Source organism: Pantoea cypripedii, from assembly GCF_011395035.1.
In the GTDB taxonomy this organism is placed as follows: domain Bacteria; phylum Pseudomonadota; class Gammaproteobacteria; order Enterobacterales; family Enterobacteriaceae; genus Pantoea; species Pantoea cypripedii_A.
The window spans coordinates 282,903-309,639 of record NZ_CP024770.1 but is presented as its reverse complement, the minus strand read 5'-3'; the positions used below and the strand labels follow the sequence as shown (position 1 = coordinate 309,639).

Below are 26,737 nucleotides of genomic sequence, written 5' to 3'. Positions count from 1 at the left end.
GGGGTGATGTAATGAAAATGAAACCCAACGATTTGCTAACGGTAACTGATGTCAGACACGGCTTTTCAAAGGCCCAGGGACAGGTGCTAATTCTCGACCAGGTCACCCTTACACTGCGTGAAAACGAAGTGGTAGGTTTGCTCGGGCGATCGGGGTCTGGCAAATCCACCTTGTTACGTATTATTGCCGGGCTCATAAATCCCTCCGGTGGAGAAGTTAAGTATCAGGGAGTGCCACTCCGGGAACCCGCCAGGGGGATCGCCATGGTATTTCAGACGTTTGCGTTATTCCCGTGGTTAACAGTAATGCAAAATGTTGAAGCCGGACTGGAAGCACAAGGTATTGCGGCTGCTGAGCGTAGACGGCGTGCACTGGAAGCAATAGACCTGATTGGCCTGGATGGTTTCGAAAACGCATATCCGCGCGAGCTTTCTGGTGGTATGCGTCAACGTGTGGGCATCGCGAGGGCGATCGTGGTTAACCCGGTGCTGTTATTGATGGATGAGCCTTTCTCGGCATTAGATGTCTTAACAGCAGAAAATCTGCGCAGCGATTTGATTGCTCTCTGGCGTAGTGGAAAAATGCCAATAAAATCGGTGTTGCTGGTCACCCATAATATTGAAGAAGCTGTGTTTATGTGCGATCGCATTTTGATCTTGTCCTCCAATCCAGGTAAGGTCATCGCCGAAGTGTCCATACCCTTTAGCCACCCTCGTGACCGTCTCGATCCGCAATTTCGTCGTTTGGTTGATAATGTGTATGGCAAGATGACTGCCCGACTGGCTCAGGGGTTGGATCGCAAAGGGCTAACACTTGGGAGTCGGTTGCCACGAGTATCAACTAACCTGATGGCGGGATTACTCGAGACTCTGGTGCTGGCACCTTATCATGGCCGGGCTGATATGCCGGATATTGCACGCGTTCAGCATCTTGAAGTTGATGAGTTATTTCCGGTAGCGGAAGCTTTACAGGCGCTGGGGTTTGCTGAAATTCAGGAGGGGGATATTTTCCTGACCCCACAGGGGCGGATTTTCGCGGAATCAGATACACAGCGGCGAAAAATGTTGTTTGCTGACCATGCGTTGCGCTATATCCCACTTATTGCATTGATTAAAGCTGAACTTGATGAACGCCAGGACCACCGGTTAGCCCGGGCCTGGTTTGAGCAGGTACTGGATAAGGATTTATCTGACAACGCCGCCAGGCAAACTCTGGACACAGCCATCCAGTGGGGCCGTTTTGGGGAGATCTTTTCGTATAATGATCAAACGTCTTCATTCAGTCTTGAAGATGTGGAATTTTGAACTGAGAAGACGAGAAGAAAAATGAGGTTGTTGTAGCAACACAGATTCTACATTTTTCCTTACCTGATTCAGACTTCCTTATATAACGTCAATAGACGTTCATTTATTAATCCTAGCTTTTCGCAATAGTTTATAACCAGTCTGAAAGACTCCCTGAAATAGTATGGCGACTTTCTGATAAACTCTTCAGCCAGAGATGTGTTTTTTGTACATAATGCCTTATCATTATGTAGCTTTCGAATTATATCCTCTCCTTCAATATTGTCTGAGATATTATTAAATCTTTTAACTCCATTGTTGATACCTGAAGCGCCGATGTCATCTATTCTTGCGTTTAAGGTTTTAACGATTCCATGCCTTTCCTCAAGTAGTTTTTCCTTTTTTTCAATCATTTCAATATTCCTGATGTCCGCAATGATTTGACGACGGAAAGCTGTTACATGTTTGAAGTTTTTATCTGACAGAGTAATGTCATAAGACTTCTCGCAAATTTTTCTCACCTTTAAGTGTTTCTTTTTAAGTACTTTTAACTGTTGTGCAATACTTACTGGAGATGCTTCGTTTTTCTCTGCTCTTCGGACAACTTTTACTTGTTGCAATTCGTTTTCGAGACCACTTTTACATAGTTCTCTTTTTTTATCTAACTTCTTTATTTTCTTCAACTCATGGCGGAAGGCTCTTCCTGTTAAGTCATTGTGATTTTTTATAAAAGAAGGAAGAGGGAATGGGGTTTTTGTCTTCGTAATAAAAGGTAGGTCGATGACGTTTCTTAGTGAAATTTCCTTGATAAGCAGTTGGGGAGTAGATGATGTTGAATAAAGTGAAGCAACCTCTGGCGATTTAATGATGGCAGATGAGTCAAGCATGATTTTTTCCCGTTAAAGAAAACTTTATGGCAGGTCAGTGTTTTTAATCGACTATCCCTGAGTTCTTCATGATTCTGACTCTCTTGAGCTACTAATCCATGAGTCAGAACCATCAATAATAAGATATTTTTTTTGTTCTGGTTTTGAAGTGATTAATGCAGCCTCATTTCCCTTTATCTTTAGGTGAATATTCAGCGTTGGAAGCTTTTTTCTTATTTCGGAAAGAGTCTCAACGCCAAATGTGTTTCGTGAAATTAAATCATGGAACACGGTGAGGTTAGGTGCTGTGTCCGTAGTAGGTCTGAGATCATTTGTTTCAAAATTCTTCATAATTAAATGGATTTTTTTGATGCCGCAGATGCTTGTCACTGGAGCCAGTTGAAGTGAGTAATGGCAACCTTCTTTATTAAAATTAACGAGATGCATCTGGAAACTGGCTTGTTGGAACTGTTTGTCCTTACGGAACGAAAAAATGCTTTTCAGTGTGCATGCTATGTTTCTGATGCATCTTAAAAAATTAAATGTTTGCTTTTTATTTTCCTGGTTTTGGGTAATGGGGGGGTGGGAAACATGCAGAGTTTTTGGAATGGTCGTGTTGATATTCATCATGCTCATATTTACCTTCAGCTCAGTATTGTTTCATTAAATCCTATAGTACTGAGCTGTCAGTGCTCCTGATTTTTTCATGAAACTTACCGGATGCCAGCGAAAGTACGTTATCAGAAAATGACAGTGATGTACTACCAGTGGCAGCATCGACAGTTAGTAACTGCCCGAAGCCGGATTGTTGAGCCAGGTTTGCTGTGCTTTATACAATTCAGTTGGTGCCGAAGCAATTTGGTACATGAGTTATCTGAAAATGTAAAAGTTGACGTTATGTCTGTACCGTTTGGAGTATTAATTGCATCTCTATTGCCACCCAAACCACGAGTACAGAATTAAGCAGAATAACATTACCCCAAACAGTTGAATTTTTAATCAACAGTCTCGCGAATGTGACTACGCTTATGATGACAGGCTGAAACATTCAACCTCAGGAGGAAACCTATACATGTCAGGAATATGGGAACAGGATCGTAGAAGAATGATCGGCCTGTATATTGGCAGGCAGGATAAGAGACAGGGTAGTCAGACGAGTCATGATAATCATCTCAAAAAAATGGCCCAGCAGCCCGGGGTGCATACCGGAAACATTGCAAAACATATTACAGCAGAGTCGATGATCCAGCTGCTGCTAAGACTGAGTACTATACAAAATATCAATGCGACTCCGGCGATTTCCGGCAGGCGTGCAGGTGCACTGATTCTTCAGAATAAAATCCAACAAGCGGAGACGCGATATCGTTCATGTTTCATTGATCATGCGATAAAACGGGAAGTCAGACGAACTACCACATCAGGTTCGGAATCCAGCCAGGCTCCAGCCTTTCAAGCGATAACATCATCGACAGCAGCTACTCTCGTTACGCAACCAGGGCCAACCCCACATCAGAGCATGTTAAGCCAGCTGGAGGATAATGTTCCAAAATTCTTCCAGATGGGGATGTATTCTAAAGGAAAAAAACGGAGATCGCTTCCTGAGCGAATGCATGATGTTACATTGACGACCGAATCTGGAACAATTAAAGATGATCTAAAAATCACTGAGTTACCACGCTTCGTTATTAAGCAATACAAATCGTGGAGTGATGTTTTCGTCAGTATCGGCAAAGGAGGATCAAAACCGTTTGCATCTCTGGTCGAAATAAGCAATGAACTGTATAGCACTTTTACTGGTAAAGTCGTTGATACTGAAACAAAGAAGTCCTGAGCCGGATTGGAGAAACCCTTGATGGTATAACTGCCTTAATCCCTAAGGTTAACTTAACCCGGATTCCATTTAAATTTACGGCACTGGTAGCAAGGCCCAATGCGACCCCCAATGCTGAAGATCTGATTGGGCTGCTGAATGATTTGAATGCTTTGAAAGCATATATGAAGCAGGATGGTTTTTCGGTAAGATATTCTGAACATCGGCAGGGTAAAAAAGGCATCACCGTGCCCATTACTGACTCTCAGGGTAAATTACATAATTTACCTATCCGCTGGTATAAGAAGGCAGGCCATCCAGCTGGAGGGGAATGGCAGATACCGCTTGGTGGTTATAAAGCCAGTTCAAAAGAGATGTTGATTGATCAGGGTAATAATATTTATAACTCACTTGATGACCGAAACTTTATTAAAATAAGGGATGAGTATTATCCAGTTGAGTTTGCAAAAGGAAACCAGGATCACGGTTTTATCATCCATAAAAATAAACCTGCAACTATTCCCGTTGAACGAATGGATAACCAGTCGCATAAATGGCGTGTGGTGCAGGGCAGACCGGGTAAAGAGCATATCTCATCTGTGCCGGCAATAGAATGGGAGCATAGACTTATATCCGCCAGTGAAAACTCGGGGCTGGACGTTGCTGATCCTGATGTTGAAACGGGGATTGTTACTATTGATGGTAAAAAATATATTAAAGGGAATTATGGATTATATAAGATCGAGTATAATAATGAAATTGGTTCTTATGTTATCAGAACCGGTGATGGATTAGATTATCCAGTTGAATATAAAAAAGAGGATTTTTGCTGGAGAACAAAAATATTTAATACGCCGCAACATCGCTACGATTCGGGTAAGGTAAGTAAGATGGACAACGCAATTAAGCAGGGTGTTTTGGCTCGGGAAATCACACGAAGGGAAGTGAGTCCTTTGTTGGACTATCGTGTTACGCCTGGGGAAACTATCGAGATAAATAATGTGAAATATTTCTTCGAGGCTGATGGCTTCACTCAGTTGAAGCTGGCGGATTTTAACAAATTTATCAGAATCCAGCGAACGGTACAGGACGTACAGAATTATTTAATCTCAGTGCAACATCTGTTGGGAGAACCTTTATATTTCGGAGTGAAAGAAACTCTGGCAAGGCATTTTGGTATTTCGACGGTTGAAGTTACGCAAAATTTAATTGAAGAGGTGAAACGAAATGTGCAGGCTCTTCAGGCAGGGCTGATGTGGCTCAGGAAAGAGGATTACAGCATTATGACATTAAAAAGTGTTCCCAATCAGGTTGGGAAGTATGACGGTGCCTATTATCCTGAGATTAATAAGATCACGTTATTTGAGGTATTTTTTACTCTCAACAGGTCGAAGCGCTTGCATATTCTCCTTCACGAGCTTAGTCATGCCCGCATCCTCGATGCTAAGCAACCCGGAATGTCTACACCTGATTACTTTTACATAAAGGATGAATCAAACACAATGCATTATGCCGAGATTGGCAGAGGTGAGAGTCGTAGGGTTGGTTATGAGGATGATGGCAGGGTATTTATGAAAAAAATGAAATCAAATAGTTTATCCGAGGCCTGGATGAAATTCTCATCTAATATGAAAAAACGTATCAAAGTCTTACTGGCAAATCCAGATTCAGTAGCAGGATTAATAGTGGAATTGGGAAATATTTCTCTACAGCGGATGCCCGCAGGGGATCGATGATATTGTTTCAGTGCTGACATGTATCTTTTTGACTACGTGCCCCGGCTCGCACCATTTTTTCTTCTTTTACGCCAAAATAACGCGCGATTTTACGTAAGTCCTGCGCTTCTGATTCGTGACGGATTTTATCCTTCTGATATTGTTCCGCTTCAGTTTCCAGTTGCAGAATATTTCGCCTCATGGCCGCTTCCAGCAGACGTACATCATAAACTTCTTGTGTTCCCACTGACTGCAGTAGCGTGAGATGTAGCATTGCCTGTTTAATGCTGAGCAGAGCCTGCTTTCTGGCTTGTTCATTATCCGCTATCCTGGCATCCAGCCGTGCAATGGTCCTTTGCATTTCATCCAGCTTAGCCAGGCATTGCAGCTTACGTCGGCGGTTGAGTTCACCAAGTTTATGAAAAAGATTTGGCGACATGTTGCATTTTCTCCAAAGTAATTGCGGGTTCTTCACATTCATCAGATGTCTGCTGGAGAAATGCCAGTAATGTAGCTTTATGCTCAATGACTTTATCGGTAAAACGATCATTCCCGGTCTGATATTCACCCAATTCCAGCAGTAACTGCACTTCGTCCAGCCGCTGCAACGCTCGTCGCAGGATCCCTGCCGTCTGTTGCTGTTGTGGTGAAGTGATACGGGAAAATAAACGGCTCAAACTATTAAGTACATCGATAGCGGGGTAGTGGTTTGCGGCTGCGAGTTTTGTTGAGAGGTAAATATGGCCGTCAAGAATAGAACGCACTTCTTCACCAATAGCATCATGGCCTTGCTGGGACTCAAGCAGGATGGTAAAGAATGCGGTAATCACACCATTCTCTGTTCCCGGACCGGCTCGTTCAAGTAAACGTGGCAGTTCAGCAAAAACTGATGCAGGAAATCCCGATGTTGCAACCGGCTCGCCAGCGGCAAATCCCACTTCACGTATGGCGCGTGCGTAGCGTGTAATTGAATCCATTAACAACAAGACTTCACAACCCGCATCGCGAAAATATTCGGCAATTGTCATCGCGACTAATGCTGCATTCTTTCTTTCAATTGGGGGCGCGTCAGACGTGGCGAAAACAACAACCGTTTTCATCCTCTGTGCCGGATTAAGCCCATGCTGAATAAAGTCCTGCACCTCTCTGCCGCGCTCACCAATGAGTGCAATAACGATGACCTCTGCACTATCTCTTAGTAGCAATGAATGGAGTAGTGATGATTTACCCGCGCCAGCTGCTGCAAAAATCCCGACGCGCTGACCTTTGCTGCAGGTCATCAAACCATCAATCGTTCGCACGCCGGAATAAAAAGGTTGGGTGATGGGTTGGCGTCGTAAGGGGTCTACAACTGGATTATCAACGGCACGCCATTGCGTAATAAATCTCGCCTGGCCAGGAGGGCTCTCCGGTACCATCCGGGCACATAATTCACCGGCTCCATTGTAAATACTACCAAGACTGTGTTCTCCAATCTCAATACACAATGGCTGGCCGGTAGGATAGACTCGTGACTGGCCATTCAGGCCCTGCCCATCATCGAATAAACTAAGAATCGCGCACCCGGGCTTGAAGCCAATAACCTGGCCCCGCCGCCAGGTGTCGCTAACAGTATCAGTCTGAATCAGACAAATTTCACCCAACTTTGCACGTGTCAGGGGGGCTTCCATGATCCCCCCCTGAACCTTAAATGGGTGGGCGTAGTGTTCAATGAAGTTGAGCATGCAACCGATTACCCCAGGCGGCTAAAACGGTCTTGTAAGCGCGAGCAGAGCAGGAAGAAGCTTTCAAGTAATGCTTCGAATCCCTCTTCCTGCTGAAAACAGTTTTCATCAACCAATGCTTTGAGTTCATATCCTTCATCACCATGTCCAAGGACAGGTTGTCCCGTTACGACAGAGGGTAGTGCCTCCTGCAGCTCAAGCCACAATTCGGTGCCCCATGTGTCAAGAGTGTCACGGTTCATCCAGCTTAGTCGGCTCCAAAGCCACACTCGTTCATCAATCAGAGATAAAAACATGCTGGGAATATTTTCGAGCCCGATTTCTATAGTCGAATGAGAATCAAATTGAAAATCTTCGCCTTTATACCCCATTTTATCTAATGAGCGGCGTAGCATCTCTGCGAGGTCAAATTGCATTGTGTGTCCTTAATTGGTTTTATTCTGAATCCTGTAGGAATTTATCTGTTGCTTATATCCAGTTTGCCGAACAAGCCAGACCGAAAAGTAAATGGCTGGGCCGCGTAATTTTGTTCAACGCATTTTTTAATGTTTTCGTCCCATGAAGTATTTACTTCAATAGACATTTCAGTTGTGAACCAATCCAGATGAACGGATTTATCATCAGACCAACGGTAATAAGCTTCTGGTAATACACAGTTAAGGATCAGGTGCTGGATTTTTTCAATTGCCTGTTGATCACCGGGGAGATTATCTCTCTTAGATAATCTCGATTCATTTGTTGAACAAGATGAAAGCAGTATTACATAAACAAAAAATAATGGAGCGTAGAAATTCTTTTTTTTCATCAGATATATCTTCAGAGTCTTCGACGCGGAACAATTATAGATGACTCTGTTTCCAGAGATCTGATTTTTTCCTGATAATTGCTGCGTGGTGCTTGTGGCTGCTGCCTGAAAATCTACTATGGCGCGCTATCTTCCCCTTGAAATGAAACCAGAAAACACTATGGAACCGAGAAAGTTAACAGGCCTCACGGTCCTGAATGGACCTGTGATCAAATCCACGTTTGCGCCGCGTCCGTCCATTGAAGATGCATTGGGGCAACTCAGGCGTTATGTTTCTGGTCAATTACGCAACATAGAAAAGGACGCGGAAATACGCTATCAAAAAGCCTTTGAACAGGGTGTAAACGATGGTTTTCAACGCGTCCTGGGCCAGGTACCCGATGTCGTCGCTCAACAACAGCAACTGATGGAAGTTTGGCTGGATTGGGTCAGAAAAGAACTTGAACAACGTTTGCCAGAATATCTGATGACCTCTGTGGCTTTGGATAGCTTTATCAGGACGCTGACCCGTGAGTTCTCAATTAGTGAAGTCACACTTTGGTTACCCAGAAAGGTGATCGAGGAAGCGGGACATATTGAGCGGCGTTGTAGAGCGCTTGGTATTACCTCATTTGCATTAAAAACTCATGATGAGGATTATACCTTTCGTCTTGAGGCCGGGCCAATGGTATGGGTTTTTGATGCGCAAAAACAGGTAATTCAGCAGGTCGTATGGCAGCTAGGGAAACCAGATATCGTATCCCAACGCGTGGAGACACACTTCTGAATCTGGGATGTTTCCTCCTGATATTATTTAGTTGTATGATTTTAATGCATAAAATCATTATTGTTTTTCAAGACTAATCCTATATTGTCACAATTAACTTAGGTGATTATCACCCTCTATATATAGCTCAATACTCATCCTGCAGGAACAATTCGGATACGAAATTCCTGCGCTGCTGATTGTTCTGGCGGTTGACCTAATGCCCCCTGGCTTGAGTATTGAGTAATGACTGAAAGGACTAAGACCCGCGGCTTTCGCTGGCAAACCCTGGTTATCTTGTTTCATTATTTGTTTACCCTGCTGGTATTTTCTTTACCGGTACCGGTTAATGCCGATAAGGGGAGGGATCCTCGTTTACCGATTTCAAACCCGGGTGAACAAACAGTTCAAATATCAACCCTGGCTACTCAGGATCAATCTGCTGGCGATGACAACCAGCCGTTTCGCGATCGTATGGTGCAATTCTGGGGAACGGCTCAGAACGCCAGCACAACAGAAGCGGCTCGGAGCACCACTAATAGTTACCTGAGCGGTCTGCTAACTTCAGAAGTGGAAAAATGGCTTAACATGCCTGGCGCCAAAGCGCGATTCACCCTGGATGCCGGGCTTACCGGTAGCCACTATCGGGATGTTGGGCTGGATTATTTCTATCCGTTAATGGAGTGGCAAGATAATACGCTTTTTACCCAACTCAGCTTTCATCGCTGGAATGATCGTAACCAGCTCAACATTGGTCTCGGACTACGCCACGATATTAATGACCATTGGTTAGTAGGTGGTAACGTCTTTTATGACCGTGATATTAGCCGCAGACATAATCGTATGGGAGTGGGAGGCGAAGTTTGGGGGGAAAGAGTACGCAGTTCCATTAACTACTATCAGCCATTGAGCAACTGGCATCTCTCTAAGGATAATAGCCTGAATGATGATCTGCTCAGGTACAGTCTATATGAGCGGCCAGCACGCGGCTGGGATTTCAATATTGAAACGGCGGCAAGCAAGCATGTGGCCATTAAAGGAACTTACTTTCAGTGGTATGGCGACAAAGTTGATGTGAACGGGACACGTTCCCAGGCAAGTCGTGATCCTCGCGGGGCGACTTTTGGCGCTCGCTGGCAACCTGTGCCGCTACTGAGTATGAATGCAGAATACAGTGCTATCAGTGGTCAGGATAATGATGCGAGGCTTGGTCTCGCACTCAATTGGCAGTTTGGTCGCACCTTATCCCAGATGTTAAATCCTGCGGAATCGACAGCGCTTCCTTTGTTAAAAGAGGCGCGCCATGATTTTGTCATGCGTAACAACAATATTATTTTGGCCTATCAACAGCGTGATAAAAAGTTGCGCCTGTACTTCGAACCTCAATCACTTTCTACCAGAGCGGGTAGCGAACCGTTTATTCATGCCGTGAAAGGTGGGCGGAGTGGATTTATTGTTTATCACTCAAGCCAGCCAGATGTAGTGCAGTTGGTGAATGAGCAAGCCGGGTTAGTTGCGCCCCTAAAACGGGGTGAAGTGATCATTTCTGCCGAAGAATATCAGGATGCCAGCAAGACAAAACTCTATGACAGAGCCGAGTATCGTTTGACCGTGCAACCTGGGGATTATGCACCAGCGGTTACCAACGTGCGTATCTCAGGTGAGTCAACTATAGGCAACACGCTAACAGGTAGTTACACCTTCATGACTAATGAAGGCGAGGATGAGGCAGAACAGAAATCAACACAGCGCTGGTATCGGGCGAATGCGCCGGGGGAAGTGTTATCCGTGACCAGTCAATATCAACTGACTGCCGCTGATGCCGGAGCGATGCTGATTTATGAAGTCACTCCGGTAAATAAAGCCGGATTACAGGGTGTGCCTGCCAGTGCCCAACAAATAGGGCCTCTGTTATCCGTCAATAGCCTGATTATATCTGGTGTGACTGGCGGTGGAGAGCTGCTGGAAGACGGTCGGATTAAATTTAAAGCTGGCGATTCTGGTACGTTGTTTTTTGAAGCCAAAGTAGAGGATAAAGACGGTAAACCAGCGCAGGATCAGCCAGTGTACTGGTCACATGGCAATCCGGACCTTGGGCAGCTTGAGCACACCAGGCAGATGACAAACAGCAATGGTAAGTCCCTGGTTAAATTCAACAATGTGACATCAGGGGGCGAGGATACCATCATAGCCTCCCTTCAGCCTGACGTGGAAAAACTTCGGGTGATGAGTGATACGGTGAATATGAAGAAGTTACCTTTCACTGTCACATTTAGCGCCGCAACGAATATCAGGTTTGTTAATCCTCCCCAGGAAGTCACAGTGGGTAGCAAAGCTGACTTCACCGTGCAGGTGACAGATCAGGAAAATTCAGCGATGGAAAATGTCGCACTGCAAATCACCAGCCAGGGAAAAACAAGTTCGTATGTAACAGGAAAAGAGGGCAAGGCATCGTTTTCGCTGACAGCGCCACTTAGCACTGAGCCTGCCAAGTGGCAAGTGGAGGCTAAAATGTCCGGGAACACAGAATCAGGTGACGAAGCGATTATTGCTCTGATGGCGGACGGCACCCACGCGCAGGTGACGGAGCTGAAAGCGACTCCGGCGAGCGCGGCGGCGGGCAGCGCAGTGACGCTGAGCGCGGTGGTGAAGGACCGGCACGGTAACGCGGTGAAAAACGCGCAGGTGGAGTTCCTGAGCGCGGCGACGGGCGGCACGCTGCTGACCACGCTGGCCACGGACGGAAAGGGTGAGGTGTCATTCCCGGAGTACACACAGACGGAAGCGAAGATCTATCATCCGGCGGCGCGGGTGAGCGGCGGCACGGCGAAGGCGACGGCGGTGACGTTCACGGCGGACGGCACTGACGCGCAGGTGACGGAGCTGAAAGCGACTCCGGCGAGCGCGGCGGCGGGCAGCGCAGTGACGCTGAGCGCGGTGGTGAAGGACCGGCACGGTAACGCGGTGGAAAACGCGCAGGTGGAGTTCCTGAGCGCGGCGACGGGCGGCACGCTGCTGACCACGCTGGCCACGGACGGGAGGGGTGAGGTGTCGTTCCCGGATTACACGCAGACGGAGGCGAAGATCTATCATCCGGCGGCGCGGGTGAGCGGTGGCACGGCGAAGGCGACGGCGGTGACGTTCACGGCGGACGGCACTGACGCGCAGGTGACGGAGCTGAGAGCGACTCCGGCAAGCGCGGCGGCGGGCAGCGCGGTGACGCTGAGCGCGGTGGTGAAGGACCGGCACGGTAACGCGGTGGAAAACGCACAGGTGGAGTTCCTGAGCGCGGCGACGGGCGGCACGCTGCTGACCACGCTGGCGACGGACGGGAGGGGCGAAGTGTCATTCCCGGAGTACACACAGACGGAAGCGAAGATCTATCATCCGGCGGCGCGGGTGAGCAGCGGCACGGCGAAGGCGACGGCGGTGACGTTCACGGCGGACGGCACTGACGCGCAGGTGATGGAGCTGAAAGCGACTCCGGCGAGCGCGGCGGCGGGCAGCGCGGTGACGCTGAGCGCGGTGGTGAAGGACCGGCACGGTAACGCGGTGGAAAACGCACAGGTGGAGTTCCTGAGCGCGGCGACGGGCGGCACGCTGCTGACCACGCTGGCGACGGACGGGAGGGGCGAGGTGGCGTTCCCGGAGTACACGCAGACGGAAGCGAAGATCTATCACCCGGCGGCGCGGGTGAGCGGCGGCACGGCGAAAGCGACTGAGGTAACGTTCACGCCTGGTGCAGTAGTGAATCTGGAGCTGAAGCGTGCTTTCACCGGAGATCTGCTGGCGGATGGAAACACTAAGGCTAGCTGGAAAGTAACGGCGCGGGACGTGCATCAAAACCTGGTACCTGCCGCAGCACTGTCGTGGCAGGTCAAGGGGCCGATTAGTAACGTCATCTTTAGCAAAGATGATGCGACTAATGAAAAAGGTGAGGGATTGCTTACGGTTACGTTGCCAACAAAGGACGGTTCTCTGGACGTGGTGGTGCAGCAAGGCAGTGTCAAAGCTAACGACAGCACGATTTTGTTGCCGGTGCTGAAGCTGGTCTCTCTGGCAGCAAGCAGTGATTCTCCGTTAGTAGGTAAAGATCTCACAATGACGGCGCTGGTGACAAATCTGGCAGGTGATCCACAGAAGGATGTCGTTGTGGATTTTACTAATGACCGTAAAGAATGGATGACGGAAGCAGCAGATGTTCAAACTGACGCAGAAGGAATAGCCAGAACGATACTCAGGATAGTCCCGGGAAAAGAGCTGGGTGCACCGGGTAATTATGTGGTGACAGCGGCACTGAAGGACAAACCATCAGAGAAGCAGACGAAGGCGATAAGCTGGCAAGTCAACATGGCGGGTGTGCAAATCAAAGAGTTTAAAGCCGCACCAGCCACAACTGAGGTCGGTAAGAAAGTCGCGTTATCTGCTACGGTGCAGGATAACTATGGCAACCCGATACAGAATGTTGAGGTTGAATTCCTGAGTTCGATGGCGAATGGTGCGGTGATGGCCACGTTATCAACCAATGATCATGGGATGGCAACTTATCCTGATTATACGCTGACGCAAGCGGGTGAATACTATCCAGCGGCGCGTGTGGTTGGTAACACTGCAAAGGAGACAAAAGTGACTTTTACCGTTGATGTTGCAGGGGCGCAGGTAACCGAGCTTAAAGCAGACCCGGCATCAGTATCTGCTGGTAAGAGCGTTAAACTGCTGGCAACGGTGCAGGATAAGTACGGTAACCTGGTGAGAAACGGCCAGGCGCGAGTGATCTTTCTGACCAGCAAATCGGGTGCCGCGTTACCAGGCGAGCCTATAGCAACTAATGGCGAGGGAGTGGCGGATTACAGTTACAGCCAGCAGAACAGGGGAGAATATAAACCCGCCGCGCGCGTAGGTAATACGACGGCAAAAGAGGTCACAGTCTGGTTCCTGGGAACGCCATCCATTACAAGCGTTTTCGTCAAACCAGGTGGTCCCATCGCAGCCGGAGACGCATTGCTCGGCAGTTATAGTGGTTTCGACTCACAGGGAACCGGTAGTGATAATTCACGATACCAATGGTACAAGAGAAAACTGGGCACCAGTAACTGGATAGCAATTGACAAATCTGATGCTAAAGAAAAGCTCTTTCGGACGGATGCCACGCTTGCCGGTTTTGAGGTTCAGGTTGGTGTCACGCCTAAAGGCAGTATGCAGAGCACCCTGGGTGAGGAGAAATTCAGCAGTATCGTGAAGGTTTACGGTGTGCCCTCTATTACTTCTGTCAATGTTTCACCGAAAGGTACCATCGCGACCGGTGTTAAAATAACAGCCACTCACGGAGGGTTTGATGGCAAAGGCACGGGTAGTGATGATTCCATGTATCAGTGGTTATACAGAAAGCTGGGTGAAAGCGTATGGACTGAGGTTGGGTACCCTGCAGGGATACAGAAGACGTTCACGCCAAATCAATCATATGGCGGGTATGAAGTGCAGGTACGTGTGACAGCGAAAGGTAGCGAGCAGCCGTCGTTAGGTAACAGGCTGTTCAGTGACGTGATAACTGTCTATGGCACGCCATCAATCGGTTCTGTCGGCACTTCGCCGAATGGAACGGTAACACCGAATGTAAAACTGACAGCTACCTACAGTAGTTTTGATGCCCAGGGGACCGGAAATGACAGTTCTCTTTTTCAGTGGTACAAGAGAAAACAAGGCGATAGTGCCTGGGTTGAAGCTGATAAGTCCGATGCAAAACAGAAGATATTCACACCGGATGACAGATACGTTGGTTTTGAAGTGCGTGTGGGTGTGACACCCAAAGGGAGTTCCCAATCGGTAACTGGCGAGCAGAAGTATAGCGATCCGGTGAAGATCAATAACACTATCGTTCCAGATCCTGGGTTAATTGAAGTCACCTACACAGACGGTGTCACCACAGTGGTTGGCAACCAATTCAGGTCAGATTATGTGGTTACTGCCAGGCAGCAAGGGCAATTGCTCGCTGATATCCCGATATGTTTGCAGTTTAAAGATGATATTTTTCCTCGCGTTTACCAGTCCAGAACCGGTACAAATGGCACGGTACCGATAGTTATAATGTTCGAGCCAGACGCTGTAGGTTTTTATATTAGCATGCAGGTACGTTTTGCATATTGTAAAGATGGTAATGCCAGTATCGCTGATTTCAGCAGAAGTCGCTGGGTGCGAATGTATAATCTATAATGGAGACATCTATCTTTCAGGTTTGAAGTGATGAGATAAATCTCCCCGCAATGGGGAGAAAGGGCAGGGATAGATATTGAGAAACAGGGCTTTTCGCTAAATTAATGAAGTCTCCTCTACGTCTGGCGTGCCCGCACTTTGGGGTGTGAATCCCGGATATAACAATGGGTTAAAAGGGTGATGGTTATCTGAATTTGTAACCAGATGTTCATCCTTGCCATTTTCAACAGGAGGTTGTGATGTCAGAATTAAGTTTCGGAAGTTACGCGATTTCAGTACCTGCTAATAATTCGTTAAATGGTGTTAAAGAAATATCGTACGCCAATAATAATGTTCAGGAATTTATTGGTAACATAAAGGATATATTAAATACCTGCGATGAATTCAAGCAGGCAAAACTTTCAGGAGTGAAAGTTGAAAATTACAACTCCAGTACCATGCATGGCAGGTTAAAAAGTATTGAGCGGACTTATGATAAGCTTATCTTTGCTATGAACAGGGATAACATGTATCGGGTTCTGGCCTTTACCGATGCTGAGCACCTTGGGCATTATCAGAAAAAGATATCAGAGAAGCAGCGAAGTATTGATAAAATAACGGTCGAACTTAATCAGATGGCATCAAAACTGGAGAGGGATATTATAAAAATAGCCTTTACTTCGGACTATCTGAATGAGAATTTAAATAAACTGAGTTGTGCGCAACATCGGCTTATTGAATTTACAAACCAGCTTAGAAACACTAACAGCTCTCCCCTTGCTGGAGAGGCTATTGGATCCGATCGCTGACTATAATTGACACTATAGCTTCCGCGTTCCTGCCTGGCCGGTTCGCGGAAGAACTTCCCACCCAGCCTCTTCAATTGTTTCAATTTTAAGTCATCATATCTTTTTGAGATAGACTATATCCTTTCACTTCATTCCTCAGAATAAGCCTGCCTTTATCATTTTAATTTTTGTTTTAAATCATTTGGCCATTTAACAATGCTGGATGCAATGGTCTATACAGTTATCACTACACTTAATCATTATGAGGCATATGTTTTGATGAGCTTGTCTGCAGTATTCCCTTTTTCTAATATCGGACATAAGAAAGAAGTGAATGCAACTGAAATCAGCAGTATCCCGGAATTCGTAATAAACATAAATAACACCAACAACAAGTTGTCATCAAATAAGGGTGTCTGGCGTCATTTTTTTAATGATTTTTTATGGTTACCTAAAAGTATTGTGTCTACAACGAGAAAATTATGGCACGAAACCAGAGTGGCTATAAAAAATAGTACTATTGAAATGCTGAAGGAAAGCGCTGATGCAGAAATCAAGAAACTTGAGGGTTGTTTAGGTGATGCAAAGGCGAAGCTGGTGTTAAAGATCGGCAGTTTGTTAGGTCCAAAGGGGGTAGGGCATGATTGTGTTGAAGAAATTGTTGAAGCGTTTCTGCGGCGAGAAAGAGAGAGATGTTACTCGCAGTTTTTGAAAGGCGAGATCACAGATCGTAAGATGAGGAATCGGCAGAATCACGATGATGAATTGAAAATCAGCGATCTGGAAATTCAGCTGGATGAGTCAGAGGGAAAATGTGAAAAATACAGTAAGGAACTCAATTTTCACATCGAAAAGATAGGTTCGGAATTATCAGATAAAATAAGTGAGATACTTGTTTTTTTCCTGAAAAAGATCGCTGAAATTAACAGCAGTGTCGTTTTAGCCGGTACTTCATGGTCAACACTCACCTCTGGAATAAGCGGTATCCAGACTACGCTGGCGCTGCAGGCTCGTCTTGTCTTTAAGAATTATGTTTTCTTTGACCTTGTATTGAATGATAAACCTCCTGTGTTGTCTACTGACGTCTGTTTTTCGGTGGGAGCAGGGCCAAGAATAGGATGGGGGGCACTCGAAGATGTGGGTATTCAAAAGGAAGATGCAAATTTTTCTGTTAGTTGCAAACTCAGTGCAACTGACAGGATTATCATCAGTTTTACGTTTGAACGAAAAGCCGATGGCTATGAATTGAATATAGATAAGGGTTGCACAGTAACGCGTGAACAACTCTTCAGATACACACCGTTATGCTCTTTAAGTTCCCATCAACATGGTATCCAATTTTCAACAAACTATGGGTTAAGTTGCGGCAAGGAAATCTATTCACTTAATAAAGATAAGCTGAGCCTGCTGCTGAATCTCCTGCTGAGTGGAAGTGCCGCTACCGTAGCTGGCATGATGAATTTTTTCTTACTGCTTCCTGACCCTGCAAGGCTTGCTGCATCTATGGCACTGGGTGATTTCACAGGGGCACTGGTGGCAAATCGCCTTTTTCCTGCCAGTGAATCGGTTCCGGCTGCCATTGAGGTTAATTGCCCTGGCCTTGCTGTCGGTAAATTTGCCTCTGCAGGTTTGGGTTATGCTGCCAGCGCCCGATTATTAGGAAAAGTGAAGCTGGATTAGACACATAGCGAGAGTCAGTTAATGGCCTCATATGAGGCCTTATTCGGATAAAAGCATCCGCATCCTGCACAGATCAATTCATGCCCTGTTCACGCAGCGGTCCCACTGTTGAATATTGAGCAAAATCAAGTTCCCGATGAGTAGTGGTGAAAATGCTGGCAAGGCTTTTCAATCAGGCATAGCTTAAAGATGCATTTTAAATACACCTTATAAAGGTACGACTATGTTCTGTGTGCAATGTGAGCAAACTATTCGAACTCCGGTAGCTACAGGCTGTTCTTATGCCCAGGGTATGTGTGGCAAAACCGCCGAAACATCTGATCTTCAGGATTTGTTAATTGCTACGCTGCAGGGGCTTTCAGCCTGGGCCAGCGAAGCCCGGAAATACGACATTATCGACCATAATATTGATAGCTTCGCACCACGAGCGTTTTTCTCCACGTTAACCAATGTCAATTTTGACTCCTTCCGTATCGTGGGTTACGCGCGGGAAGCCATTGCAAAACGTGAAGCGCTTAAGGCGCTGTGTCTGTCGATTGATCCTCGCGCCAGCGTAGAACACCCAATGGCCGATTTGCAGCTGGTGAGCGACGATTTAGGCGAATTGCAACAGCAAGCTGGCAGCTATACACCAAACAAGGATAAAGCGGCGATCGGCGAAAATATTCTGGGTTTGCGTTTGTTATGTCTGTACGGCCTGAAAGGCGCAGCCGCGTACATGGAACACGCCCATGTGCTGGGCCAGTACGACAACAATATTTATGCCCGCTACCATCACACCATGGCCTGGCTGGGTACCTGGCCTGCTGATGTCAACGCATTGCTTGAATGTGCGATGGAAATTGGCCAGATGAATTTCAGTGTCATGAGTATTCTCGACACGGGAGAAACCAGCGCTTATGGACATCCTACTCCCACACAGGTCAACGTCAAAACAGTAGCCGGAAAATGCATTCTGATTTCCGGACACGACCTCAAAGATTTATTTAACCTGTTACAGCAAACTGAAGGAACAGGCGTGAACGTCTATACCCACGGTGAAATGCTGCCCGCACACGGTTATCCGGAGCTGCGTAAGTTTAAACATTTAGTCGGGAACTACGGTTCTGGCTGGCAGAATCAACAGGTGGAATTTGCCCGTTTTCCTGGCCCGATTGTGATGACTTCAAACTGCATCATCGATCCCGCCCCTGGCGCTTATGACGACAGAATCTGGACGCGTAGCATTGTTGGCTGGCCTGGTGTTAATCATCTGGAAGGGGATGACTTCACTCCAGTGATTCAGCAGGCGCAGCAACTCAACGGATTTATTTACGACGAAATCGAACATCTGATTACCGTTGGATTTGGTCGTCAGACATTACTGGGGGCGGTGGACACGCTGCTCGATTTGGTGAGTCGGGAAAAATTGCGCCACGTTTTTCTGCTGGGTGGTTGTGACGGCTCGCGCGGAGAACGTAACTACTTTACGGACTTTGCTACTCAGGTGCCGGATGACTGTCTGATCCTGACGCTGGCATGTGGTAAATACCGCTTTAACAAACTCGACTTCGGCAACATTGAAGGTCTGCCACGTCTGGTGGATGCTGGCCAGTGCAATGATGCTTATTCAGCCATCATTCTCGCCGTAACCCTGGCGGAGAAACTGGGTTGTGGGGTTAACGATCTGCCGCTATCGCTGGTGCTGTCCTGGTTTGAACAAAAAGCGATAGTTATTTTGCTTACGCTGCTGTCACTTGGAGTCACAAATATTGTTACCGGTCCGACCGCGCCAGGCTTTTTAACTCCAGACTTGCTGGCCATCCTGAACGAGAAATTCGGTCTGCGGCAGATAACCACCGTGGAACAGGATATGCAGCAGTTGCTGAGCGCCTGAGGAGCCAACCATGACAATGCCAACCCCACAGTGCCCGTGGCGCATGCAGGTTCACCATATTGAGCAGGAAACGCCAAATGTCTGGACGCTGTCGCTGCTGTGTCACGATTATTATCCCTACCGCGCGGGGCAGTATGCGCTGGTAAGTATCCGCAACACAGGCGATACCCTGCGTGCTTACACGCTCTCATCAACGCCGGGAGTGAGTGAATATATCACCCTGACGGTACGTCATATTGAGGGGGGCGTGGGATCGCAATGGCTGACGCAGGACGTGAAACGCGGTGATTATTTGTGGTTGTCCGATGCGCAGGGGCAGTTCACCTGCGACGACCAGCCGAACGATAAGCTGTTATTACTGGCCGCAGGCTGCGGTATCACCCCAATCATGTCGATGCGCCGCTGGCTGGCGAACAACCATCCGGAAAAAGATGTGCAGGTCATCTTTAATGTGCGAACACCAGAGGATGTCATCTTTGCCCGTGAATGGCGCGATTATCCGGTCACGCTGGTTGCAGAGGAGCATGCCAGGGGAAATTTTGCATCAGGTCGGTTAAGCCAGCAATTGCTGCATAGCGTGCCTGATCTTACGGCACGTACCGTGATGTGCTGCGGCCCGGCAGCCTATATGGCATGGGCTGAGCAGGCCGTACGAACGCTTGGCGTGACGCAATTTTTTAAAGAGCAGTTCTTTACCCCGCCATCAGAGATGTCCGGCTCCGGGAAGAAGCTGAAATTCAGTAAGTTGTCGCCCGCTAAAACTTTTTACGCAGTTCAGGGCTATTCCTTACTGGAAGCGATGGAAAGTAATCAGGTTCCGATTAATGCCGCCTGCCGTGAAGGTGTTTGCGGCTGCTGCAAAACGCAGATTCTTGCAGGGGAATATAGCGTCAACAGCACCATGACCCTGACCAGTGAGGAAATTTCACAAGGGTATGTGCTGGCCTGTTCCTGCCATCCACAGGGTGATTTAGTGCTGGCTTAATCCTGAACGCATTTCGAACCTGACTGATAGAAAACCGGGTTGTAACAGGAGGATATTGTTATCAATCCGGCATTTCTACTGAAGGTGTTCGCATCTTATTTCCCTTTCAGGCGATGTGCCTTTTTTAAATTCATCCTGAGATTACTTCTATGAAATTGAGTGCTGTTCATCGCATCGGTATCCTGGCCGCGGCTATTTATATGTTGTCCGGCTGTACTCTCTCAGCTGCCGATCTGGTGCCACCGCAATCCTGTAATGCCAGCACGAGTTTTACCCGTGGTATGAATGACGGCATGGCGGGTGGTCCGATGGACAGTAATTACATTCAATTTTGCCCGGAGAATACGCAGAATGCCATGCAGCAAGGCTATCGCGATGGTTATATGAAAGGGCGCGAAATGAAACGACAGGATGCGCAGATTTCAACCATGCCGGTATCACCCGACGTCAATATCAACATCGGTAATGATCGTCCGGGGCGCGGGAACTGGCGGCCTGCAAACACCGGCCGTAATTATTTCTGCAAAATAAAAGTATTTGGGACAGAGCATTCAGCCTTTGGCCGAACAGAACTGGAAACACGCCAGGCAGTCAGAGCGAAATGTGAAGCTGATAACGGCTCCGATTCCATGTTCTGCCGGAATGAGAATATCGATTGCCAGAAAAATAAATAAACCGTGGCTTTGCGTGATAGTGGCCAGAAAGTGGCCACTATGGAAACGCATCTTATTGATACAGCATATACTTCAGCATCAGGCTGATTTGCTGCTGCAACATTGCTCTGCCGTAATGGGTGGGAAACCCCTGTTGCTCCGCCTGTTGCAGTAACAAGGTTCGCTCAGGGTAGATGATGATGTCGCAGATTAACGTCGGCGGCGTCAGTTTCTCCAGTGAGAAGGGCAGCAGATCAGAGTCTCCCATCCCGGCAGATGTTGCATTAATCGCAATATCATGAGGTTCTGGCGTCTCAGTGCCCATATTAACCTTTAACCCGTGATACTGGCTTTGCAGCGCCTGGCGCAGTTCTTCCGCTTTGGCTCGGGTGCGATTGTAAAGCGTTATGCTGGCCACGCCATGGCTTGCCAGTGCATGGGCAATGGCGCAGGCAGCGCCGCCGGCTCCGGCCAGATAGATAGTTTTTCCCGCAACCTGATACCCCGCCACCAGCAGGCTACTGACAAATCCTTCCCCATCCAGCATGGTTCCGGTCAGGCTACCATCGGTTTCTCTCCTGATAACATTACAGGCCCCAATAGCTTTTGCCTGTTCAGATACATGATCCAGACTGGCCATGACGGCCTGTTTGTGCGGCATGGTGACAATGGTGCCATGGAAGTTATGCCACGATTTCAACCCCGTCAAAAACGCATTCAAACCTTCGCGGGTAACAGGCTTTTAACTGTCATGATGAGATATGCCCTGCCAGACAGCGCAGGGCAACATTCGTTTTACTTACAGCTGTTATTGCTGGCACCGAGCTCACGCCAGCCGCCCCATTGGCCATTGGTGCCGGGTTCTTCCTGGCCAGCATTCAAATACCACTGGTTTTGCCAGATTTTGCCGTTGTGCGAGACTTTGGTGCAGGGCACATCATATTTTGCATGGCTATCGTAGGCCGGGACAGCTCCGGTATCCTCGCCATTGTCACTGTCACTGGCCTTCACCTCCACAGTAATGTCTTTGCTGACGGAGCCATACTGGTTGCTGGCTGTCACGCGATAAACGCCGGTGCCGGTATGATTAGCCGCCACCCATGCGCGTGGGGAGGTCAGCGTCGGGCCTGTCAGGCGCTGACTGGTTATTGCCCCCTGTTTTTCCTGGAGCTGGAAGTTGCTGAAACCCTGAATCACCTCCCAGGTGAAATCCGTGGCATATTGGGTTCCCGAGGCGTCCATGGCATAACCGGCGTTAGCCGCGGATTGATTAACCACGATCCGCTCATTTGCCACATGGATAACCGGCTTCTGTTCTGCCTGTTTGGCTTTCACTTCGACGGTAATATCTTTAGTGACGGAGCCATACTGGTTGCTGGCAGTGACGCGATAGACCCCAGTACCGGTATGATTAGCCGCTACCCATGCAAGTGGGGAGGTCAGAGTCGGGCCTTCCCGTCGTTGGCCGGTTGTGGCTCCATATTTTTCCTGTACCTGGAAGTTGCTGTAGCCGCTAATGACTTCCCAGACATATTGGGTGGCGTACTGGCTGCCAGATACATCAAGGGGGTAAGCGGCGCTGGCGTCAGACTGGTCAACCACGACCTTCTCATTTGCCACATGAATGATCGGTTTCTGCTGCCCGGTGTCATCTCCCGGCGTGCTGTTGCCATCGAATTTCACATCGACCAGCTGATAAAACGCTTTATCGGTATCGCGAATGCGCCAGGCAGCATAAATCTTTTGCTCTCCAGTGCGTTCAGGAACGTTACAGACGTGGGTAAGGCTAGTGGGTCTGGGGGATGGAATGGGCTGGCTCATCGGCCATATGTGATGACAAAATGGCTGGTTCTCAAACATTTCCGCCGTTAGCTTCTGGCCGTAACCGGGCTTCGTTTTCCAGTCTTGCTTAGTGATGTAATAGGTGAAGTAGGTGGTGCGGTGAAACTGACCAAAAAACCATTCGAAGTTCTGCACACCGGAATGCATTGGCTGTGACACCCACGGATAGCTTTCATTATCCAGCGCCGCCCGTTCGGCTTTATTACCACTGGCGATCTTGCCATCAGGCGGAAAAGTAAATTGATTTTCATACGGGGTATCGGCTTCCATCAATCCCCCGGCGGGAAGTTTGAGCCCCTCAATTTCTGTTGCCGGCCATTGTTTCCCATAGTATTGCACTGCACGGCTGGACGGAGTGACAAGCGCACCGTGTGCCAGAACCTGCGCAGAATAAATGCCACCCGACAGTACAGCGATGGCGTAAGCCAGAGTTTTAATATGTTTTGTATTCATCATTATTTTCATGTCTGTATTTAATTGATGGTAATTTCGACGCCCTGAAGCGGGTTTTCCTGAGGGACATAAACGCTATTGATCTCGCCTTTTTCTGGCTGAACGTCGCCATCGGGCTGGAATACGCCCGCGCGGACATCCTGATATTTCTGATTAATGGCGTTCGCTACCGTTTCGGACCAGCTGGCTTCTTCACCAGGCAATACGCTGACGCTGATCTCGCGAGAGGGTACTTCCGAGATGTGGTCAAAGAAGCGTACCCGGATGGTGTCTCCGGCATTGATCTTCAGGGGTTTTCCCCTGATCAAATGGTCCAGGGTGCCAATCTCTTTTTGCCAGTGGGTGTGGATTGCCGCATCGCTGTGCTGCTCTCCTTTAATGACATCGACATCAATGATGTTGGTGATTTTTTCGCTGGGGTGCCCATCAACCTGAGCCAGCTCGGCAACCGCATAAATCAGCTGATAGCCTTGTGTTTCGGGCAGGGTGCATTGGTGGGTAATCATGCCCTGGTGGAATTTGCCATCACCGGCAAAGGTACAAAAGGGCGTCTGAATAAAATTCTCAGCGCTCAGGCGCTGGCCCGTGCCGATAGCGTTTTGCCAGTTGGGTTCGGTCAGATAGTATTTCCAGCTGGAAACCTGGGTTGGACGGGTTAACTGCCAGCTGATGTCTAAGGGAACCTCGCCAATCACGGTTTTTTGCCAGTGAGAACCCTCGGTATTCAGCCCATCGAATTCATCATTGCCCGCGGAGGCAATTTTTCCCGGTGCGGCAAAATCATGACTTCCGGCGATGGTGATGACCTCATCAGCATGGTAGCGCTCACCATATCCGCAATGATTTTCACCTTGCTGACACAATGCGGCACGTGATGGTGGGTCTATCACATATCCCTGTGACCATGCCATGCTACTTGCCAGTAATGTGGCCAGGGCAATGGCAACTTTATTTTTTTCCATGAAATCTCTCGTCAGTTATTCGGCAAACAATAAGAAATCGAATTTGTCTAATTGAATTAGAATAAGATTTATTCCGTCTCGATTTTTGCAAACATAATCAGATCCCAAAATAAGACCCTTCTTACGTTTCCTGAGAAAGAACTTTAAATTATCACCAGATATTGAAGGTGGTTGATTTTTCTATTGTTGCTTCGATTGTTCCTGAAGTCTGTAAATGATTTCCTGGTAATAAAGAGATATTTCCTGTTCCGATGCTGATGTTTTGACCGCAATATTCCCGCCCGGATTTGGATGAAAAACGAACGTCGATTCTGTGAGGGTATTACAGCCACGTTTGGATGATTTAATTCGTTAAATAATAAACTGATGAGAGAAAAAATGAAGTTTAATAAACTGGCGTTTGCTATAACAACGTTGCTGGTAAGTGGTGCCGCCTGGTCACACGGCTACCTGATGGATCCACCTTCGCGTGCTTTGCTGTGTAACCACATCAAGAATAATGACCGCAGCTATCCCGTCGAACAAATGAATACCGGCTGTGGCAGCGTTCAGTATGAGCCGCAGAGTATGGAAGCAAATAAGGGCTATCCAAATCTGGGTCCGGCAGATGGTCGCATCGGCAGCGCACAATGGAAAGATGGTTATGAAATGGATGCCCAGAGCGCTACCCGCTGGAATAAAACACCGATGTCCGCCGGCCCACATCAGTTTACCTGGAAATTCACAGCTCCTCACAACACCACCAAATACGAATATTTCATCACCAAAAACGACTGGAATCCGAATCAGGTATTAAGCCGTGCTTCCTTTGAAGGCAAACCATTCTGTACCGTATCCCGTGGTGGTGAGCGTCCGGGTCAAACCGACAGTCACACCTGTGATGTGCCGGATCGTCAGGGCTACCAGATTATTCTGGCCATCTGGACCGTTGATGATACCAGCAATGCCTTCTACAACACCGCGGACGTCGAATTCAGTGGCAACAATATCGGTGATGATGGACTGGAAGCACAACATAAGCCGGTAATCCAGCTGGCGCAGGACAAGCTGGTTGTCGAAAAAAGCCCGGTCAACATGAGTTACACCCTGGATGCTTCTAAATCTCAGAATGTCACCCATTATTCATGGGAAGTGATTGACGGCTACAGCCATTTCCAGCTGCAGGATAAACAGGGAACGTCACCTGTTCATCAACTGGAAGGTGCAGAGATGTCAGCACCGGGCGCCTGGGTTGCTGCCGACCACGTTGGTACCGGCACCTATCGTCTGACGGCATCTAATGCCTTTGGCAGCGTGCAGAAAGATATTCAGGTGGTGGTGAAGGATAGCCATGAAACGCCTGCCAGCGGTGCCTGGGCAGTGGGTAAACATTATCAGGTGAATGACCTGGTGACTTACCAGGGCAGTACTTATCGCTGTCTGAACGTCCACACCTCACAACTGGACTGGTTCCCGGGGAATGCGCCCACCTTGTGGATAATGGTTAAGTAATTACCCTTAAATACAAGCTTGTTAAGCGTAAACGGCATTGCCGTTTACGCTTTTTTCATGTTTATCGATTTTGTCTTTTAATCTGCTGCAGGGTGCGGCACAGATAATTTTTATCATCCGTTGTCAGGTGTTGCAGCTGGATGTTCTGCACTGAGCTGCATATTTTTACCGCTGCCTGAGGATCAGTACGTAAATCACTGGACAGCTGCTGCAAAGTGGCATTGCTGATACGGTTGATTTGCGTCCTGGCCTCATCAAGAGATCGTGGCGGGGTTACCTGACCGGGTTGTGATAACCAGTCTGCGCGGTAACGATATTGGATAGCCTTGGCGACATCCATCTGTGCACGGATAAACGGGCTGACGGTGTCAGGGGCTAATCCAAGCTGCTGTGCTTCTGCCAGCGTGCTGTCCAGCACACGCTTTTCCTGAGCTAAATCTTCAACCGGCAAATGATTGACGGCTTTCCAGGCTGCGACCTCTTTCATCCATGATAAACGCTGATTGATCAGTTCACCGACGGAGCTGGCGCTAGCCTGCCATGACCAGATCCCAACCAGCCCCATCAAACCCCAGAGCAATCCGCGTTGATATTTTTGCTGCACCATACCTTTGATGTTCATGTTCCTCTCCTTTCCCTGATATTTTCGGAGTGACGTTTGCGCCATTACCCGAAGGAACAGAGATCCTAAATGATGGCGGTCTGGCATTCAATTAACCGTGTATCTACCGTACCGGATTGAAGGGGGAAATGAGCAGCGTATGTCTATTGATTTTTATCAGCGGGTTTCTCATTTTAGTTTGCAGAAGCGAGACAGGGTAAGTAAGAAAATGCAGGTGACGATCAGACACTGCAACATCCCCCTGACGG

At 47.9% G+C, this 26,737-nt stretch carries 21 protein-coding genes and 1 pseudogene; 11 read left to right on the top strand and 11 right to left on the bottom strand.

All coding sequences use genetic code 11. From position 1 onward, the window contains the following. The first annotated feature begins 11 nt into the window (after positions 1–11). A complete protein-coding gene (locus CUN67_RS24695; RefSeq protein ID WP_439332298.1) occupies positions 12–1,304 on the top strand; it encodes an ABC transporter ATP-binding protein in 1,293 nt (430 codons plus the stop codon). Between the two features lie 68 nt (positions 1,305–1,372). Here CUN67_RS24695 and CUN67_RS24690 read toward each other — a convergent pair whose 3' ends face one another. Then, on the bottom strand, positions 1,373–2,170 hold the full coding sequence (locus CUN67_RS24690) for a hypothetical protein (protein WP_208718122.1): 798 nt from the start codon (positions 2,168–2,170) through the stop codon (positions 1,373–1,375). Between the two features lie 66 nt (positions 2,171–2,236). Next, positions 2,237–2,779, bottom strand: a complete 543-nt coding sequence (locus tag CUN67_RS24685) for a hypothetical protein (protein ID WP_208718121.1) — start codon at positions 2,777–2,779, stop codon at positions 2,237–2,239. Positions 2,780–3,221: 442 nt separating this feature from the next. On the opposite strand from CUN67_RS24685, the gene CUN67_RS24680 reads away from it, so the two are divergent. Together CUN67_RS24680 and CUN67_RS24675 are read left to right on the top strand one after the other, a co-directional pair. Further along, the gene (locus tag CUN67_RS24680; RefSeq protein ID WP_208718120.1) at positions 3,222–3,980 is read left to right on the top strand and encodes a hypothetical protein; all 759 of its coding nucleotides are present in this window, start codon (positions 3,222–3,224) and stop codon (positions 3,978–3,980) included. Between the two features lie 164 nt (positions 3,981–4,144). Further along, the gene (locus tag CUN67_RS24675; RefSeq protein ID WP_208718119.1) at positions 4,145–5,695 is read left to right on the top strand and encodes a hypothetical protein; all 1,551 of its coding nucleotides are present in this window, start codon (positions 4,145–4,147) and stop codon (positions 5,693–5,695) included. Positions 5,696–5,702: 7 nt separating this feature from the next. On the opposite strand, the gene CUN67_RS24670 is transcribed toward CUN67_RS24675, so the two are convergent. From CUN67_RS24670 to CUN67_RS24655, 4 genes are all read right to left on the bottom strand, one after another. Continuing rightward, a complete protein-coding gene (locus tag CUN67_RS24670) occupies positions 5,703–6,155 on the bottom strand; it encodes a hypothetical protein (RefSeq protein ID WP_208718118.1) in 453 nt (150 codons plus the stop codon). After that, positions 6,091–7,344 (bottom strand): FliI/YscN family ATPase, encoded by a 1,254-nt coding sequence (locus CUN67_RS24665; RefSeq protein ID WP_254711480.1) that lies wholly within the window; start codon positions 7,342–7,344, stop codon positions 6,091–6,093. Before CUN67_RS24665 ends, CUN67_RS24670 begins: the two co-directional genes overlap by 65 nt. A 62-nt stretch (positions 7,345–7,406) precedes the next feature. Continuing rightward, the gene (locus CUN67_RS24660; protein WP_208718116.1) at positions 7,407–7,814 is read right to left on the bottom strand and encodes a type III secretion apparatus InvB; all 408 of its coding nucleotides are present in this window, start codon (positions 7,812–7,814) and stop codon (positions 7,407–7,409) included. Positions 7,815–7,855: 41 nt separating this feature from the next. Continuing rightward, complete coding sequence (locus tag CUN67_RS24655) at positions 7,856–8,203, bottom strand: hypothetical protein (protein ID WP_208718115.1); 348 nt, start codon at positions 8,201–8,203, stop codon at positions 7,856–7,858. A gap of 118 nt (positions 8,204–8,321) precedes the next feature. On the opposite strand from CUN67_RS24655, the gene CUN67_RS24650 reads away from it, so the two are divergent. The 7 genes from CUN67_RS24650 (at position 8,322) to CUN67_RS24620 (ending at position 21,140) form a co-directional block, all read left to right on the top strand. Further along, positions 8,322–8,969, top strand: a complete 648-nt coding sequence (locus CUN67_RS24650) for a hypothetical protein (RefSeq protein WP_208718114.1) — start codon at positions 8,322–8,324, stop codon at positions 8,967–8,969. Positions 8,970–9,194: 225 nt separating this feature from the next. Further along, positions 9,195–15,158 carry an inverse autotransporter beta domain-containing protein gene (locus tag CUN67_RS24645; protein ID WP_208718113.1) on the top strand — a complete coding sequence of 1,988 codons (5,964 nt, stop codon included), beginning with the start codon at positions 9,195–9,197 and terminating at the stop codon, positions 15,156–15,158. Positions 15,159–15,397: 239 nt separating this feature from the next. Then, entirely contained in the window at positions 15,398–15,946 is a 549-nt protein-coding gene (locus CUN67_RS24640; protein WP_208718112.1) for a hypothetical protein, read from the top strand. Between the two features lie 207 nt (positions 15,947–16,153). Further along, positions 16,154–17,605: a hypothetical protein gene (locus CUN67_RS24635; protein WP_208718111.1), complete on the top strand. Its 1,452-nt coding sequence runs from the start codon at positions 16,154–16,156 to the stop codon at positions 17,603–17,605. A gap of 223 nt (positions 17,606–17,828) precedes the next feature. Further along, a complete protein-coding gene (gene hcp, locus CUN67_RS24630) occupies positions 17,829–19,481 on the top strand; it encodes a hydroxylamine reductase (RefSeq protein WP_208718110.1) in 1,653 nt (550 codons plus the stop codon). Positions 19,482–19,491: 10 nt separating this feature from the next. Continuing rightward, complete coding sequence (gene hcr, locus CUN67_RS24625; protein WP_208718109.1) at positions 19,492–20,466, top strand: NADH oxidoreductase; 975 nt, start codon at positions 19,492–19,494, stop codon at positions 20,464–20,466. Positions 20,467–20,615: 149 nt separating this feature from the next. Beyond that, positions 20,616–21,140: a hypothetical protein gene (locus CUN67_RS24620; protein ID WP_208718108.1), complete on the top strand. Its 525-nt coding sequence runs from the start codon at positions 20,616–20,618 to the stop codon at positions 21,138–21,140. 52 nt (positions 21,141–21,192) lie between these two features. Here CUN67_RS24620 and CUN67_RS24615 read toward each other — a convergent pair whose 3' ends face one another. The 4 genes and pseudogenes from CUN67_RS24615 to CUN67_RS24605 form a co-directional block, all read right to left on the bottom strand. Continuing rightward, on the bottom strand, positions 21,193–21,702 hold the full coding sequence (locus CUN67_RS24615; protein WP_368389671.1) for a shikimate dehydrogenase: 510 nt from the start codon (positions 21,700–21,702) through the stop codon (positions 21,193–21,195). A 9-nt stretch (positions 21,703–21,711) separates the two neighbouring features. Continuing rightward, a pseudogene (locus CUN67_RS30605) lies at positions 21,712–21,843 on the bottom strand (shikimate dehydrogenase); the annotation flags it as partial. A gap of 71 nt (positions 21,844–21,914) precedes the next feature. Continuing rightward, positions 21,915–23,417 (bottom strand): lytic polysaccharide monooxygenase, encoded by a 1,503-nt coding sequence (locus CUN67_RS24610; protein ID WP_208718107.1) that lies wholly within the window; start codon positions 23,415–23,417, stop codon positions 21,915–21,917. Positions 23,418–23,434: 17 nt separating this feature from the next. Beyond that, a complete protein-coding gene (locus tag CUN67_RS24605) occupies positions 23,435–24,376 on the bottom strand; it encodes a lytic polysaccharide monooxygenase (protein ID WP_208718106.1) in 942 nt (313 codons plus the stop codon). 378 nt (positions 24,377–24,754) lie between these two features. Between CUN67_RS24605 and CUN67_RS24600 the strand changes: the two genes are divergently transcribed. Continuing rightward, the gene (locus CUN67_RS24600; RefSeq protein WP_208718105.1) at positions 24,755–25,867 is read left to right on the top strand and encodes a lytic polysaccharide monooxygenase; all 1,113 of its coding nucleotides are present in this window, start codon (positions 24,755–24,757) and stop codon (positions 25,865–25,867) included. A 61-nt stretch (positions 25,868–25,928) separates the two neighbouring features. Here the strand turns inward: CUN67_RS24600 and CUN67_RS24595 are convergent, their stop codons facing one another. After that, a complete protein-coding gene (locus CUN67_RS24595; RefSeq protein WP_254711478.1) occupies positions 25,929–26,489 on the bottom strand; it encodes a chorismate mutase in 561 nt (186 codons plus the stop codon). Positions 26,490–26,737: the final 248 nt, after the last annotated feature.